We start from the raw sequence: 14,166 nt of genomic DNA, 5'->3' as shown, positions 1-14,166 counted from the left end.
ACCGGCACCGGCACCGGCCCCGTCCGCCCCAAGCCCCCATGCGTTAGAAAGACGTCAGGAAACGACGTCGTTCACATGACCGGGGGGACACACATGGCGGGCCAGGGCGGCGCCGAGGAGTACCTGGAGGGATACGCGCGCATCCTCGCCGACGTCTCCGCGACCGGCCGGCGCCTCACCCGGGAGGAACTCGACTCGCGCCGGATGCTGGGGGAGCAGGCCGCCGAGGCCGGCCTCGGACTGCGCGCCCTGGTCGGCGCCCACCTGGCCGTGACGCGGACCGACTGGCCGACGGCGCGCGGTGTGGCTCCGGACACCGTGCTCGCGGCGGTGGCCCAGGCTGTCGACGCCTTCGCCGAGGGGTACGAGAGGGCCCAGCGTCAGGCCGTACGCCAGGAGGAGGCGGCCCGGCGGGAGTTCATCGACGACCTGCTGTACGGCCGCAGCGACCTGGGCCGGCTGGCCCAGCGCGCGGAGCGCTACGGCCTGCGGCTCTCCTCCGCGCATGCGGTGGCCGTCGCGCGCGGCTCCGTCGCCTACGACGAGGGCGACCCCGTCCCGCGCGCGGTGGAACGCTCCCTGATCGGCCGCTTCGGCGACCGCAGCGTCCTGCTCACCACCAAGAACGGACACCTCGTCTGCATCGCCCCCGGCGACCAGGACGACGTCCTGACGTACTTCGCCAAGCAGGCGTACGCCGCCACCGACGGCGCCCAGGTGGCGATCGGCCGCCCGCAGCCCGGTGCCTCGGGTGTCGTCCAGTCCTACGAGGAAGCCCTGAACGCCCTCGACCTCGCCGAGCGTCTGGAGCTCGACGACCCCGTGCTGCGCGCCGTCGACCTGCTCGTCTACCCCGTCCTCACCCGCGACCGGCAGGCCATGGCCGACCTGGTGGAGAACGCGCTGGGCCCTCTGCGCGAGGCCCGCGGCGGCCCGCAGCCGCTCCTCGACACCCTGACCGCCTACTTCGACTCGGGCTGCGTGGCAGCGGAGGCGGCCCGGCGGCTGTCGCTGAGCGTGCGCGCGTTCACCTACCGCCTGGCCCGCATACACAAGCTGACCGGCGCCGACCCGGCCGACCCCGTCCACCGCTACACCCTGCAGACGGCGGTGATCGGCGCCCGCCTGCTCGACTGGCCGGCGAAACCGCTCTGAGTACTCAGGACCCGTACGGCTGCTGCCGGGACTGCTGCCCGTGCGCCGGCCCGCCCGGGGCCTGCGCCTGCGCCTGCAACTGCTCCGCCTGCTCCCGGCTGACCTGCTGTTCCGCTCCGCAGAAGGTGCACTGCGTGGAGTACTTCGTGGAGAACGGGAACAGCGGGACGAAGAACAGCGTGAACTTGGTGACGCGCTTGCAGAGGGCGTGGGCGGAGGGATTGCCGCAACGACCGCACACCAGCGTCAGTATCGCGAGCTGGTACAGGTAACCCTTGGTGCCAAAGATGATCACGATCGTGAGCCTTCCCGAGTCGGTACCTGTCTGCACAGTGCCAGCGGGAGTGACCGGCCGCAAAGGCGGGCCGGGTGGGGACAGCCACCGGTACCCGGCGGGTCAAAGTGCCGACTCCGATCATCACTGATCGGTGGGGAGGGGAACACACCGTACGAGGAACCGTTTCACCAGAGGCGTGGCGACGCTCGTCGGCCTGGTCCTCGCCGGCACCGGCCTGGCCGCCGTGAACGCCGCTCCGGCCGCCGCGAGCGCGTGCGACTGCCCGGTGGGGTAACTTCTGCGGCTGGTCGGGCGAGGGCGCGACCGGGCAGATGCACAAGACGAACAAGAGCGTCGCGGATCTGGGCGGCTGGAACGACAAGATCCGCTCGTACGCCAACCCCACGAAGTCGATCGCCTGCCTCTACGAGGACAAGAACTACGTCCCGTGGGGCGGCTGCTTCCCTCAGGACCCCAACAGCGCCGGTGAGCTCTCCTCGTCCCCGACCGCGACGATCAGCTCGATCAAGTTCGTCCGCGCCGAGCGCGAGTGCAGCCGGAACGCCTACTCGAACTGGGTCTCCGAGACCTCCACGAAGGCCCTGGGCTTCGGCGACATGAACGGCGACCGCAAGGCCGACATGATCGTCCGGGACGACGTCGGCCGGCTCATCGGCACGGGCGGCTGGAACGCCATGAACGCCCTGGCCCGGCACGGTGATTTCAGCGGTGACGGCCGCGAGGACCTCGTCGCCCGGGAGGCGTCCACCGGCAAGCTGTGGTTCTACCCGGGCACCTCCGCCGGTTCCCTCGGCGGGCGCGTCCTGGCCGGCAAGGGCGGCTGGAACGCCATGGCGAACCTCGTCGCGGTCGGCGACTTCTCCGGCGACGGCCGCCCCGACCTCGCCACCGTGACCAACGAGAAGTACGTGATCGACGGCTACCCGGGCCACCTCGGCTGGCTGGTCACCTACCGGGGCCAGGGCAACGGCCTGCTGTCGTCCGGCACACGGACCGACGGCGAATGGTGGGGCCTCAACGGCCTCTGCCAGACCGGCCGCGACCGCCAGGCCCGGCCCCCCACGCCGGAGCGCCCCAGCTCTCGGCGTGGAGGGGGCCGGGCCCGTACACCGGGTACTCGTACACCGGGTACTCGTGCGATGACGTACTCGGACGGAACTGAGTACCTGCGCTCTCGCCGCCGACGGCCCGCCCCGCAACGCTTGGGCCATGAGCCAAGGACTGCAGAAATCCCTTCCCCGGCTGATGTCGGCCCTCGTGACGGCCGTGGTGGCGTCGGCGATGTGGGCCGCTTGGCTGGGCTGGGACCAGCAACGTGACGTGCACCCCGACGGTTCGTCGACCGGCCCGTACGAGCCCTGGCAGGTGATCGGGCTGGTGCTGACCCTGCTGCCGCCGGTGTGCTGGGCGGCCTACCGGCGCCACTTCGTGGGAGCCGTGCTCGGCCCCACGGCCGGCCTGACCGCCGCCGCCTTCTACGACTGGTCGGACGACGGCAGCGGCCTCTTCGTGATCGGCGTGGGGCTGGTCATGGTGGGCACCTTCGCCGGGACCACCGCCGTCACCGCCGTGGTCGTCACCATGGGCCGGAACGGACGACCGGCACCGGCCTGAGCGAATCGACGGCCACACCGCAGGGCGGAGCGGCGGTGATGACCCAGGGACCGGCACGGTACCGCACTCCTGAGAGGCCGGCTCCGGCGCAGGCACGATCGGGGAGGACGGAGCCGGCACGGCCTGCACGTTCACGCCGTGGCGGTGGTGCTTGTAGGAGTGGTCGGCCCGACTGCCGTCGGCCCGGTCGCACCTGGTGAGCGTGCCGTCAAGAAGGACGTACGCAGGATCGGTCTCCCGGAGGGCAAGTGGCTGTCCGGGCGCTTGCGTGGACGGGTGGTTGATGACGGTGGTGGCACAGGCGCGGACGGTGCCGACGGAAGACGTGGAGCCGATTGTGAGCTGGGCGAGGGGGTCGTGTCAGTGCGGGTGCATCAGACCGGCCAGGACACGGTGATGAGGCGGAGCTTGCAGTGGCGGTCGCCCTCACAGGTGACGATGAGCATGGTGACCCACTCAACCGGGGAGCAAAGCAGGTGGAGTACGACAGGATGGGAAACCAACCAGGCTTCTGCTCAGGAGGTTGGGACTTCGGACGCCAGCCTCGACGGCGCGGGCTTCCCCTGCGTGCGGAGCCTGATCCCGTCTCCTGATCGGTAGCCGCACCGGAAGTACTCACTGGGTAATCTGCCAGGTGGCACCATGCATCCGGTGTGCTCAGTGACGAATCAAGGCTGGGCGCACCATGGTCGGAGGGGGAGTGCTGGACGTGGAATTGGGGCGTACGTCTATCGGCTTACTTGCGGCGGTATCCGTGCCCGCTGCATTGGGTTGGCTCAAGAAGGGACCTTGGCGGGGAGTCCTGTTTGCTCTCCTTTACGGGGCTGTGGTCATACTCCCGGAGAGTCGAAGTGCTGACGCCTGGCTTTTATTGCTGGGCGTCACCCTGCTGTCTGCATTTGGCGCTCTCTTCAACCGCCCCTGGGGCAGCTCGCCTGTGAATTTCGACTGGCTCCCTGCGATGTCTCCCGTTAGATATGCGGCGGTCGCCGGTTTGGTTGCGTCGACATTTCTCTTGTTCTACATCGGTTGGGGTGTCGGGCTGGAGCAGCTGAAGGAAGTCGTTTCCAGTGACGACCGATTTGTGATCACGGTATCGGGTATTTTGCTGGCCGTGTTCGGATGTCAGCTCCCGATCTCCCTGGCTGTCAATCCACTCATCGGAAAGATTGATGATGAAATTGCAGCCGGGCGACTCCAGGCGAGTGTAAGAAAATTCGTTGAAGTCGGGTCTCACGTTGGATGGATCGAGAGGTTTATCCTATTCTCCTTCCTCGTCTCGGGGAGCCCGGAAGCTGCCGCTTTGGTGGTGGCGGCAAAGTCCTTTGCTCGTGCTCCAGAAGTAAGGGAAGGGGGGAGGCTGGTCGGTGACTACTACCTGATTGGAACTCTCGTGAGTGTGGCTGCTGCCCTCGGAGTGTCCAGCGTCACTAGACTGGGGCTTGGTCTGTCGCCTTTCTAGGGAGCCCAGATGCTGCGCGAGCATCCTTTCTTTCAAGAGCTTGTCTCGCTTGGGCTTCCGGCGGATGGCTATGTGATCGCTGGGAGTGGGCCGATGTTCGCGCACGGTCTTAGAGATGATATTGGCGACATTGATGTCGTGGCTGGCGAATCCGCATGGAGAGTTGCCCTGGAGTTGGGGCGGCCGGAGGCTGCGCCGCTGGGGTATGCGCAGCGCATAGTTTTGTCTGGTGGGGTCATTGAGGTCCTGGATGGCTGGTTTGGCTATCCTGTCGACTCTCTGATTCTGGAGTCCGAGACCATCGAGGGGATCAAATTCATGCCCCTCAAGAAGGTTCTCGAGTGGAAGATCAAGTTCAGGGAAAATGGGGTGGGGCGCGATAAGGATTCGCGGGATATTGCGCTGTTGCAAGAGTATTTGCAGTGCTGATCGGGTATTCAAGGGGTTTTGTTCGGGGTGTAGCGGACGTGTAGACCGCCGAACGGGACGTGAACGATGTATGGCGGTGGTGGCGGGAGGGTCGGCGGTTCTCAGCTGCGGGGAGGGCCTGATCGAGAGCCCGCTGCACACCGGCAGGATGTGACCGAGGTCGGCGCTGACAGATCATCGGGGTTGATCTCGGGCGCGTGCGGGTGGGAAGCGCAACTCGATCCGGTCGGTGCGTTCGGCAAGCCAGGCGTGGATCACTCGGACGCGGTGGGCGGAATGGCCGTCCACGATGAGGTGAACCTGGGGGCTCTTGCTGTCCGACAATGGCTTCCGAGTATTAGTGTCGGGTAATCATATGAATTCCCTCACCTGGCACTTCGCCCGCGTTACCGTCCAGCTGATGCTCCCAACCCGGACGGCCTAGCCTCGATCTTTCGTGACGGTCCGTCGACGAAGTCGGTGGACCGTTTTCGTGCCGTGGGTTGAGGCTGTGCAGGCCGAGGGCCCGAGTGTCGCCTCGGGATGGCGCCGGATTCCACTGCTCCGGGTGTTGAGGTGCTGTCGAAGGGACGGGGAAACCGCTGGTCAGCCAGGGTCGGGCAGTTGGGCGAGCCGGTCGAGGGCTGCGGTGATGTGACCGGTCCAGGGCCAGTGCCGGGTCAGGCGGAGGATTCGCTGACGGCCGGTGGTCCCGAGCTGTCCGGCCGCGGTGAACAGGCGGAGCCGCAGGCGGCGGGGCTCCCAGAGCCTGGCCTTGCCGGTCAGGGCGAGCATCGGCATCCAGGCCGGCAGGTCGAGAGTGATCTGCACGATCTCCAGCCAGATCCGGTTCTGGGCCGTGCGGTGCAGGGGCAGGTTGCGCAGACCGGTGGCCCGGGCGGCGCGGATGCGGTCCTCGGCCCGGGCCCGCAGCCGGTGACGGAGCTCGAGTTCGGCGATCGGCCGGCCCAAGGCGTTGGTGGCGAAGCAGGTCAACCGCATGCCGTCCGCGTCCGTGAGCCGCAACTGGGCCCCGGGGTGAGGCCGTTCCTTGCGGACGATCAGCCGCATGCCCTTGGGCCAGCCGTCCAGAACGTCGCCGGTGAGTTCAGCGGCCCAGGCGCCGTCGCGGATCTCGCCGTCCGCCTCGACGGCCACCGTCCATGCCGATGCCGGAACCTTCAGCACATGCTGGTGGATCGCCTCGGTGATCACCATGCCGACCGAGTAGGACAGCCATCGTCCCCGCTGAGCGAGCCAGGCGACGAAGTCGTGGGTGCCGCCCGCGGAGTCGGTGCGGATCAGGGTCCGTTGCCCGCGCCGGTACTTTTTCGGCAGCTGGGCCAAGGCCAGTTGAGCGGCGGTGATGTGGTCGGTGGCCGTGTTCGATCCAGCGTTGCCTGGTCTGAGCGGGGCCGCGATCGGTTCACCCGTGCCGCCTGGTCCGTGGTCGACGAACCCTATCAGCGGGTGGTGGCCACAGGTTCGCTTCCACGTGGGTGCGGCGTCCTCCTTGTCCGAGTGCGCGATCACCAGCACCCCGTCGAGGTCCACGGTCACCGTCCCGCCCGCATCAGGCGCTTCCCGGTCGGCCAACCGCCAGACCTGTTCACGGACTTTGGCCTGCGCGGCACGGATGGCCCGCAGGGCTTTCTGGCCGGAGGCGGCGAGGGTGTCGATCAGGCGGGAGACCGTCGGGTCGGAGGCGACCGGCCCGAACACGGCCGGCTCGGCCCGCAGCATGGCGACATCCGCGAGGCAGTCCCCGCCCAGCGCGACCGCCAGGCCACGTCCAGCAGGACCTTGCCCGGATCGTGTACCGCCCGAGCCTTCCGCCACGGCGTCAGCGCCGCTGACATCGCGGTGTCCAAGTCGGCCTTGCGGACGGTCTCGACCAGCAACACGCCCTCGGCCTGCGAGACCACCGCCCGGCCGCCGCCCTCGACGCGGACACGCGGGTACGACCCGATACGCTTCTTCACCTGGAGAGTGCTTCTTTCCGCGCAGCCAACAGGACCCTCGACAAGTCCTATCGTTGCAGGTCAGGAGCACTCTCCGCTTATCTGATCAAGTCTCGGACACCCCACCTCGTGAAAGCGCGAGGCTAGTCGTACCGCCCTTTCCTGACCCCGACGAGGAGGACGCGCCGCCCGCGCCCCACGGCGACGGGAGTGCGCCGGCCGCGGCCGAGAGCGCGCCCCGGATACTTGTCACCGACGACCGGACGCCGATCGGAGCCGGCTGCCGGCTGATCCTCACCACCCGGGGCATCGGCGTGGTGGGCGAGGCCTCCGATGGCACGCGAGCTCCGGCCGGGCATCGTTGCTGGACATCCGCATGTCGAAGACGGCCGGCCCGGAAGCCACCGCCGAGTGGTGGAGCGCTTCGCCTCCCCTTCCATCGGCGCACCCGCGGTGCACGGCCGTCTTTCCGCCCTTGGCATCCCGTGAACCAGAGATTCCTGTCCTTACTGGGCCGTGGCCTGTCCAGCACGGAGCCAGCCGCCGAACCGATCTTGAGTGCAGCCATGGTGAAGTCCCATGGGGCCCGGATCTTCGCCAAGCTGTCGCTCCGCGACCGGGCCCAGGCGGTCGTTCTCGCCCATGAGACGGAACTGGTGAGACCGGGCGGATCTTTGGGCGAAGGCCCCCGGTCCCGTGAGCCGGAACCAAGGCCGGGGGAGATGGAGGAACTACGGTCGGCCGTCCTGCCGCGGCGTACTCTTGGTGCGACCGGTCCACTCGGACACGGGTGCAGACGGCCGTTCCGTGCCACCGGCGGCCGGGCCGGTGCCCGGTCCCACCGTCTTCCCCCGGACGATCCGGGGAGCCGTGTCCGCTGCCGCCCCATCCGCTGCCCTGTTCTCCTCCTTCATCGCGCGCGCCTCGGCCTTGAGGATGCGGGCCGACTTGCCCGCCGAGCGGGCCAGCTCCGGGAGCTTCCTGGCGGCGAGGACGGCTATGACGATGATGAGGACGACGGCCAGTTCGCTGATTCCGAACACGGGTGCTCTGCTCCTTCTCGCGGGCGCGGGGATGTCGAAATCTACAGGACTGTAGAGAAGGTGGTCCCGGCTTTCACGATGATGCGGAGGGCGCGGCGGAGAGCGGGCGTGGCCGGGAACGGCGCGGCTCGCCGGGCGGGGCGGGGCTCCTCGGGACGTCTATACGATGCCCGGGAAGCGGACGGCGGCGGAAGGGAGACGGGACGTGGCGGAACGGCGGCAGCGTCCCCGGCGACGGGGACAGGGCGAGCTGGAGGCGCTGGTCCTGTCGGCGCTGCGGGAGGCGGACGGCCCGGCGACGGCCGGCTGGGTGCAAGAGCGCCTGGGCGGGGACCTCGCCTATACGACCGTCATCACCATCCTGACCCGGCTGCTGGCCAAGGGCGCGGTCACCCGGGAGCGCGCGGGCCGGTCCTTCGCCTGGACGCCCGCCTCCGACCAGGCGGGCCTGGCCGCCCACAAGATGCGCAAGGTGCTCGACGCGGAGAGCGACCGCGAGGCGGTGCTGGCCAGCTTCGTCACCGGCCTGCGCCCGGACGACGAGCGGCTGCTGCGGGAACTGCTGGGCCGGGCGCAGGCCGGTGACGAAGGGGAAGACTGAAGCCTGATGGGGGTGTTCGTCTTTCTGCCGCTGGTGCTGCCCCTGACGGCGTGGCCGATCGCGCGCCTGGCCGAGCAGCATCTGCACCCGCGCACCGCGACCAGGCTGCTGACCGGGGTGGCCGCGGTGATGGCGGCGTGCAGCACGGTCTGCCTGGGCCTGGTGATGGTGGTCGGCACCGCCCAGCTCCCCGGCAACCCGCTGCCCGACGGCTGGTCGGATCCGGAGGTGCGCGCGGCGGTCCCGTACGACGAGGTCGTCGGCAAGGCGGCCATCCCCGCGCTGTGCGCGGTGCTGGTGGCGTGCGGCCGGGCGCTGTGGCGGCACGGCCGGGTACGCCGCCGCGCCCACCGGGCACTGGCCGGGCTGCGGGGGACGGGGGTGGCGGTCCTCCCCGACGACATCCCCTACGCCTACGCGCTGCCGGGCGGCCGGCGGGACCGCGTGGTGGTGACCACGGCCCTGCTGGACCGCCTGGAACCGGCCGAGCGCCGGGCCCTGTTCGCCCACGAGCGCGCCCACCTCGCCGCCCGCCACCACCGCTTCCTCCTCGCGGTCCAGCTGGCCGCGCGGGCCAACCCCTTCCTGCGTCCGCTGCGGACGGCGGTGTCGTACACGACGGAACGGTGGGCGGACGAGGACGCGGCCCAGGCGGTCGGCAGCCGCCGGACCGTGGCGTGCGCGATCGGCAAGGCGGCCCTGGTGTCCCGGGGCACCCCGGTGGCCACCCTCGCGGGCTTCGCCGCGGCCGGGCCGGTGCCGCGCCGGGTGGCGGCCCTGCTCGGGCCCCCTCCGGCGGTGCGCCGCTGGCCGTCACTGTTCACCTCGGTCGGCCTGGCGGCCTGGGGCGCGGCGGCGGGGACCGCCGTGTCGGCGATGTCGTCCGCGAACTCCGCCGTGACGATGGTCCTCATCCTCCGCGCCGCCACGCCCCTGTGACCCGGACCCGGAAGCGGTCACCGGCGCCCCGGCTCTCGTCCGAGGCGCCGGGTGGGCCGGGGCGGGCCGGCGATGAAGAACCGCCGGCCCACCGCGCGGCCCGCGCCGCTCAGAGGCCGAATCAGAGGCCGAATCAGAGGCCGAATCAGAGGTCGAACTCGTGCGGCGGCAGGTCGAGGGCGTAGCACGCCTCGCGGACCACGGCCTGCTCGTCCTTGTCGAAGTCGCCGTCGGCACCGCCGATGACGATGCCGATCTGGACCACCGCGCGGGCCTCGGCGGGCTTCTTCCTCGCCTTGGCGACCTCCTGCAGGACGCTCACCTTGCCGAAGGCGAAGTCGGCGGTGAGCTTGTCGAGGTTGCTCTCGAAACGGCGGCGCAGGTCGTCGGCGTCGAAGTTCCGCAGCACCTCGTTGGTGGCGATCAGCTGGGCCACGCGCTGCCGCTCGGACGGGTCGATCGTGCCGTCTGCGGCGGCGACCAGCGCGCACATCGCCATGCTCGCGTCGCGGAAGGCGCCGCTCTTCAGCTCGTTCTTCTTCGCCATGAGCTGGGTCTGCATCGTCGACGCGGACTCCTTGAGGCGGTCCCACAGGGCCATGAGAACTCCAAACGCGGTACGGGGTTTCGCGGCCGCCCGAGCCGGGCGGCCGCATCTTCTACAGCAACGTAGAAGTTACCGGGGCGGTTCCCGCGGGAGCGGACCGCTCAGCCCTCGTCCTCCTCGCCCTCCTCGCCCTCGAAGAAGTCCCCGATCTCGTCGACCACTTCGGCGGCCACCATGCCCCCGACGACACCGACCGCGAGCCCGGCGGCACCCGCGGCGACGGCGGTTCCCACCCCGGGACCGGACCGGTGGGCCTCCCCCTGCCCGTAGTGCCCGTGCCCGTGCCCGTGCCCGTGGCCACCGTACGGATCGCCGTGACCGTACGCGCCGTACGCGTCGTGGGAGCCGTACGACGCCCGGTGCTCGACCAGCCGGCGGATCCAGCCGTCGACCTCGGCGTCCCAGTCGCGGGCGTCGCCGTGGCCGACGGTGAAGCGGGCGAGCGCGTCGTGGCCCGGGGAGAGGAAGCCGCCGCGCTTGTCGGCCTCCAGCACCACCTCCATGCCGCCGGGGTGGGCGAGGAAGGTCACCTCGATCTCGTTCACCTGGTGCGCGTACTGCGGCGCCGGGGTGAGCTCGATCTCCTGGTAGAAGGGCAGCTGCTGCCCCGTGCCGCCGATGCGCCCGTACTCCAGGTCGGCCGACTTGAAGCCGAAGCCGAGCCGGCCGAACGCTTCGAGGACCGCCTCCTGGACGGGCAGCGGACCGACGGCCAGCGGATCGAGGTCGCCCTTGTCCCTGGCACCGGCCACCGCCAGCTCGGTGCGCACACCGAGGACGACGCCCAGCGGCTGCCCGTACAGCTCGGTGACCGGCGTCTCCCACGGCAGCGTCACGCTGAACGGCACGCTGCGCCGCTCGCCCTCGGCGAGCCGGAAACTGCCGCCGGCGGTGTACCGCTCGAAGGCGACGACGCCCTCGCTCTCGCCCTCCGCGTGCTCGGCCTCGACCCGGGCCACCAGCTCCAGGGTGATGTGCTCGATGTCGAAGCCGGCGTTGCCGCCCTGGAGGTGGACCTGGCCGGTGAGCGTGCCACCGGGCCGGACCGGGCCCGGGTCGAGGACCGTGTCGACGGTGGGGCCGCCCACGCCGAGCGAGCCGAGCAGTCGTTTGAACACCATCGTGGCGTCCACTCCTTATCCGTTGTCCGTTCAGCCGTGCGTGTGTCGCCGGGGCGGCACTGCCGACCGCCCTTCTACAAGCGAGTAGAAGCATAGGGCGGCCGGAGCCGGCCGGGAGCGCCGGTCGCGAGGTGCCGCACGGCCGCACGACCGGCTGACAGGTTCTTCAAAGGTTCTTCACCGGCCCCGCCCTACGGTCGGTCTGCCCGCCGCGTCCGCGGACGGGCCAGACAGGAGAGCGGGAGAACCGGTGAGGACGAATCGGGTACTGCCGGCCGCGGCGGCCTCGGTCATGACACTGGCACTGGCGCTGACCGGCTGTGGGGGCGACAGGAGCGAGTCCGAGATCCCGACGGCCGCGAGCGGTGGGGCGGCCACGCCGTCCGCCGGCGCGGACGGGCAGGGGGCCGGGGACGACGTGGCCGCCTATGTGCGGGCACAGCGCACGTACGTGAAGTGCCTGCGGGAGAACGGGGTCGACGCCCCGGACCCGGACGGCAAGGGGAACATCGACTTCGGTGACGACGCCTCCCTGAAGAAGGACGCGACGTTCCGGGCCGCCATGGAGAAGTGCGCCGGCCACCTGGCAGCCGTGCCCGAGAGCATCGAGAAGGGCAATCAGTCCAAGCTCACCGCCGAACAGATCAAGGTGAAGCAGCGGTACGCGACGTGCATGCAGGACAACGGGGCCGCCGACTTCCCCGACCCGGGCCCCGACGGCCTCGGACAGGGCGAGTGGGACCAGAGCTCGGCCGGCGCGGAGCGGGCCATGCGGATCTGCGGGCCGATCGTGGGCGTTCCGGCGACCCCGGGCCCCGGCAAGGGCTGATCATGACGGATACGGTGCCGCAGCTCGATGACGGGCCCGGGACGGACGCCGGGCCGCCGCGCGGCGGACGGGGGCGGCGCACGGCGCTGATCGCCGTTGCCGTGGCCGTCGCGGCGGTGGTCGCGGTGGTGGGCGCCCTGGGGCTCGGCGGCGGTGGGGACGAGGGCCCGGACGCACCGCCCCGGACCGGTTCGCTGGTTCCGGTGACCCGGGCCACGCTGACCGAACGCACGCGGGTGGACGGCCGGCTGGGATACGGCGCGGAGACACCCCTGCCGGTCAAGGCGACCGGAACCGTGACATGGCTGCCCGAGGCGGGGACCACGGCGGAACGCGGCGACACGCTGCTGCGTGTCGACGACCGCCCGGTGGTGCTGCTGTACGGGTCGCTGCCCATGTACCGGGACCTGGGCCTGACCACCGCCGCGCCCGGGGGCGGGACCGCTCCCGGGGACGGCACCGGGGAAGGCACCGGAGAAGGCACCGGGGTTCCCGGCGAGCGGCAGCCGGACGGCGGGACCGGCAAGGCCACCGCCGCGAGCCCCTCGGCAGCACCGGCGGTCCCGGTGCCGACGGGTGCGGGGACCACCGCGGTGACGGAGCTCAGGGGCATGGACGTCCTGCAGTTCGAGACGAACCTGGCCGCCCTCGGCTACACCGGCTTCACGGTGGACGAGAGGTTCACCGCCAGGACCGCCGCCGCGGTCGAGCGCTGGCAGAAGGCGCTCGGGGTGCCGCAGACCGGCACGGTCGGCATCGGGGACGTCGTCTACTCCGGCGGCAAGGTGAGGACCGGCCGGCCGGGCGTCCGGCTCGGCGAGGCCGTCGGTGAGAACGCCCTCACGTACACCGGTACGGCACGCAAGGTCGTCGTCGACGCCTCGGCCGCGGACGCCTCCTGGGCCGTACGCGGAACGACCGTCCGGGTCCGGCTGCCCGACGGCACGTCCGTGAAGGGTGAGGTGGCGTCGGTGGGCAGGCAGGCCAGTGCGCCCGAGGGCGGCTCCGGCGAGGACGGCTCGGGGCCGGGCGCCGCGACCCTGCCGGTGACCGTCACCATCGAGGACCAGAAGTCCGTGGGGCGGCTGGAGAGCGGCCCCGTCACCGTCGAGTACGTCGGCCGCGAGGTCGAGGACGTGCTGACCGTCCCGGTCGCCGCGCTGGTGGCGCTCGCGGAGGGCGGCCACGGTCTGGAGACGGCGAACGGCGATTTCGTCGCCGTGAAGACCGGACTGTTCGCCGACGGCAAGGTGGAAGTGAGCGGTCCCGCGGTGCGCGAGGGGCTGAAGGTGAGGATTCCGGAGTGAACGGCGGGTCTCAGGCTGTCGTCGAGTTCGACGCCGTCTCCAAGACGTATCCGGGCGGTGTGGCCGCGGTCCGCGACGTGAGCCTGCGGATCGGGCGCGGGGAACTGGTCGGGGTGGTAGGACCGTCCGGGTCCGGCAAGTCCAGCATGCTCCATCTCATGGGCAGCCTCGACCGGCCGTCCGCGGGCCGGGTCCTGGTCGACGGCTACGACGTGGCGGAACTGTCCGACCGCGAGGTCTCCGCGCTGCGGGCCACCCGGATCGGTTTCGTCTTCCAGCAGTTCCATCTCGCGGTCGGGGTTCCGGTCCTGGACTCGGTGGCGGACGGACTGCTCTACGCGGGCGTCCCGCTGCGGCGCCGCCGGGCCATGGCCGAGGCCGCGCTGGCCCGGGTCGGGCTCAGCCACCGCGTCCGGCACCTGCCCCACCAGCTCTCCGGCGGCGAGCGGCAACGGGTCGCGGTGGCCCGCGCGGTGGTCGGCGGGCCCTCGGTACTGCTCGCGGACGAGCCGACCGGCAACCTCGACTCCGTGTCGGGAGCGACCGTGCTCGCCCTGCTGCGCGAGCTGCACGCGGCCGGCACCACCGTCGTGGTCATCACGCACGACCGCGAGACAGCCGCGCACCTCCCGCGGCGCATCGAGATGCGCGACGGACGCCTGGTCGCCGACACGGCGGCCGGCGCGGCGACCGGGGCACCCCGGTGACGGGCGGCACCCCGGACGTCCCCCGCCGGGAACCGGAAACGCACGACCGGCTCGCGCCGGCGGCACCGGACCGCGGCCGGGTCCGCCGACGGGCGGACGCATCCGGCGGCCGGC

Annotated in this window: 14 protein-coding genes and 1 pseudogene; 10 read left to right on the top strand and 5 right to left on the bottom strand. The window is 70.9% G+C overall.

What is annotated here, in order from left to right; genetic code table 11:
- Positions 1 to 93: 93 nt before the first annotated feature.
- Positions 94 to 1,155 (top strand): helix-turn-helix domain-containing protein, encoded by a 1,062-nt coding sequence (locus tag ABZ340_RS04420; RefSeq protein ID WP_358780266.1) that lies wholly within the window; start codon positions 94 to 96, stop codon positions 1,153 to 1,155.
- 4 nt (positions 1,156 to 1,159) lie between these two features.
- Here the strand turns inward: ABZ340_RS04420 and ABZ340_RS04415 are convergent, their stop codons facing one another.
- A complete protein-coding gene (locus ABZ340_RS04415; RefSeq protein WP_358780227.1) occupies positions 1,160 to 1,450 on the bottom strand; it encodes a zinc-ribbon domain-containing protein in 291 nt (96 codons plus the stop codon).
- A gap of 314 nt (positions 1,451 to 1,764) precedes the next feature.
- Between ABZ340_RS04415 and ABZ340_RS04410 the strand changes: the two genes are divergently transcribed.
- From ABZ340_RS04410 to ABZ340_RS04395, 4 genes are all read left to right on the top strand, one after another.
- Positions 1,765 to 2,772: an FG-GAP-like repeat-containing protein gene (locus ABZ340_RS04410; protein ID WP_358780226.1), complete on the top strand. Its 1,008-nt coding sequence runs from the start codon at positions 1,765 to 1,767 to the stop codon at positions 2,770 to 2,772.
- Positions 2,663 to 3,067, top strand: coding sequence for a hypothetical protein (locus ABZ340_RS04405; protein WP_358780225.1), 405 nt, complete (start codon positions 2,663 to 2,665; stop codon positions 3,065 to 3,067). The genes ABZ340_RS04410 and ABZ340_RS04405 overlap by 110 nt, the downstream gene beginning before the upstream one ends.
- A gap of 700 nt (positions 3,068 to 3,767) precedes the next feature.
- A complete protein-coding gene (locus ABZ340_RS04400) occupies positions 3,768 to 4,529 on the top strand; it encodes a hypothetical protein (protein ID WP_358780224.1) in 762 nt (253 codons plus the stop codon).
- A gap of 9 nt (positions 4,530 to 4,538) precedes the next feature.
- The gene (locus ABZ340_RS04395; protein ID WP_358780223.1) at positions 4,539 to 4,958 is read left to right on the top strand and encodes a hypothetical protein; all 420 of its coding nucleotides are present in this window, start codon (positions 4,539 to 4,541) and stop codon (positions 4,956 to 4,958) included.
- Positions 4,959 to 5,543: 585 nt separating this feature from the next.
- Here the strand turns inward: ABZ340_RS04395 and ABZ340_RS04390 are convergent.
- A pseudogene (locus ABZ340_RS04390) lies at positions 5,544 to 6,919 on the bottom strand (IS1380 family transposase).
- A gap of 710 nt (positions 6,920 to 7,629) precedes the next feature.
- Positions 7,630 to 7,941 (bottom strand): twin-arginine translocase TatA/TatE family subunit, encoded by a 312-nt coding sequence (locus ABZ340_RS04385; RefSeq protein WP_358780222.1) that lies wholly within the window; start codon positions 7,939 to 7,941, stop codon positions 7,630 to 7,632.
- Between the two features lie 205 nt (positions 7,942 to 8,146).
- Here ABZ340_RS04385 and ABZ340_RS04380 point away from each other — a divergent pair, with 205 nt between their 5' ends.
- Together ABZ340_RS04380 and ABZ340_RS04375 are read left to right on the top strand one after the other, a co-directional pair.
- Entirely contained in the window at positions 8,147 to 8,542 is a 396-nt protein-coding gene (locus ABZ340_RS04380; RefSeq protein WP_358780221.1) for a BlaI/MecI/CopY family transcriptional regulator, read from the top strand.
- Between the two features lie 6 nt (positions 8,543 to 8,548).
- A complete protein-coding gene (locus tag ABZ340_RS04375) occupies positions 8,549 to 9,481 on the top strand; it encodes a M56 family metallopeptidase (protein WP_358780220.1) in 933 nt (310 codons plus the stop codon).
- A gap of 145 nt (positions 9,482 to 9,626) precedes the next feature.
- Here the strand turns inward: ABZ340_RS04375 and ABZ340_RS04370 are convergent, their stop codons facing one another.
- Together ABZ340_RS04370 and ABZ340_RS04365 are read right to left on the bottom strand one after the other, a co-directional pair.
- Positions 9,627 to 10,082 (bottom strand): TerB family tellurite resistance protein, encoded by a 456-nt coding sequence (locus ABZ340_RS04370; protein ID WP_358780219.1) that lies wholly within the window; start codon positions 10,080 to 10,082, stop codon positions 9,627 to 9,629.
- A gap of 107 nt (positions 10,083 to 10,189) precedes the next feature.
- Positions 10,190 to 11,209, bottom strand: coding sequence for a sporulation protein (locus ABZ340_RS04365; RefSeq protein WP_358780218.1), 1,020 nt, complete (start codon positions 11,207 to 11,209; stop codon positions 10,190 to 10,192).
- Between the two features lie 292 nt (positions 11,210 to 11,501).
- On the opposite strand from ABZ340_RS04365, the gene ABZ340_RS04360 reads away from it, so the two are divergent.
- From ABZ340_RS04360 to ABZ340_RS04350, 3 genes are read left to right on the top strand one after another with little or no spacing between them, the layout of a single operon-like run.
- Complete coding sequence (locus ABZ340_RS04360; protein WP_358780217.1) at positions 11,502 to 12,038, top strand: hypothetical protein; 537 nt, start codon at positions 11,502 to 11,504, stop codon at positions 12,036 to 12,038.
- Between the two features lie 2 nt (positions 12,039 to 12,040).
- The gene (locus tag ABZ340_RS04355) at positions 12,041 to 13,345 is read left to right on the top strand and encodes a peptidoglycan-binding domain-containing protein (RefSeq protein WP_358780216.1); all 1,305 of its coding nucleotides are present in this window, start codon (positions 12,041 to 12,043) and stop codon (positions 13,343 to 13,345) included.
- The gene (locus tag ABZ340_RS04350; protein ID WP_358780215.1) at positions 13,342 to 14,052 is read left to right on the top strand and encodes an ABC transporter ATP-binding protein; all 711 of its coding nucleotides are present in this window, start codon (positions 13,342 to 13,344) and stop codon (positions 14,050 to 14,052) included. Before ABZ340_RS04355 ends, ABZ340_RS04350 begins: the two co-directional genes overlap by 4 nt.
- Positions 14,053 to 14,166: the final 114 nt, after the last annotated feature.

Source organism: Streptomyces sp. NPDC006134 (assembly GCF_040628835.1).
GTDB lineage: Bacteria > Actinomycetota > Actinomycetes > Streptomycetales > Streptomycetaceae > Streptomyces.
The sequence above is the reverse complement of the archived record's forward strand: the minus strand, read 5'-3'. Positions and strand labels throughout refer to the sequence as shown.

What these genes read in the sequence shown, in the direction of transcription:
- ABZ340_RS04420 (WP_358780266.1), top strand. Translation starts at nt 94, where the DNA reads ATGGCGGGCCAGGGCGGCGCCGAGGAGTACCTGGAGGGATACGCGCGC.
- ABZ340_RS04410 (WP_358780226.1), top strand. Translation starts at nt 1,765, where the DNA reads ATGCACAAGACGAACAAGAGCGTCGCGGATCTGGGCGGCTGGAACGAC.
- ABZ340_RS04405 (WP_358780225.1), top strand. Translation starts at nt 2,663, where the DNA reads ATGAGCCAAGGACTGCAGAAATCCCTTCCCCGGCTGATGTCGGCCCTC.
- ABZ340_RS04395 (WP_358780223.1), top strand. Translation starts at nt 4,539, where the DNA reads ATGCTGCGCGAGCATCCTTTCTTTCAAGAGCTTGTCTCGCTTGGGCTT.
- ABZ340_RS04375 (WP_358780220.1), top strand. Translation starts at nt 8,549, where the DNA reads ATGGGGGTGTTCGTCTTTCTGCCGCTGGTGCTGCCCCTGACGGCGTGG.
- ABZ340_RS04370 (WP_358780219.1), bottom strand. Translation starts at nt 10,082, where the DNA reads ATGGCCCTGTGGGACCGCCTCAAGGAGTCCGCGTCGACGATGCAGACC.
- ABZ340_RS04365 (WP_358780218.1), bottom strand. Translation starts at nt 11,209, where the DNA reads ATGGTGTTCAAACGACTGCTCGGCTCGCTCGGCGTGGGCGGCCCCACC.
- ABZ340_RS04360 (WP_358780217.1), top strand. Translation starts at nt 11,502, where the DNA reads ATGACACTGGCACTGGCGCTGACCGGCTGTGGGGGCGACAGGAGCGAG.
- ABZ340_RS04355 (WP_358780216.1), top strand. Translation starts at nt 12,041, where the DNA reads ATGACGGATACGGTGCCGCAGCTCGATGACGGGCCCGGGACGGACGCC.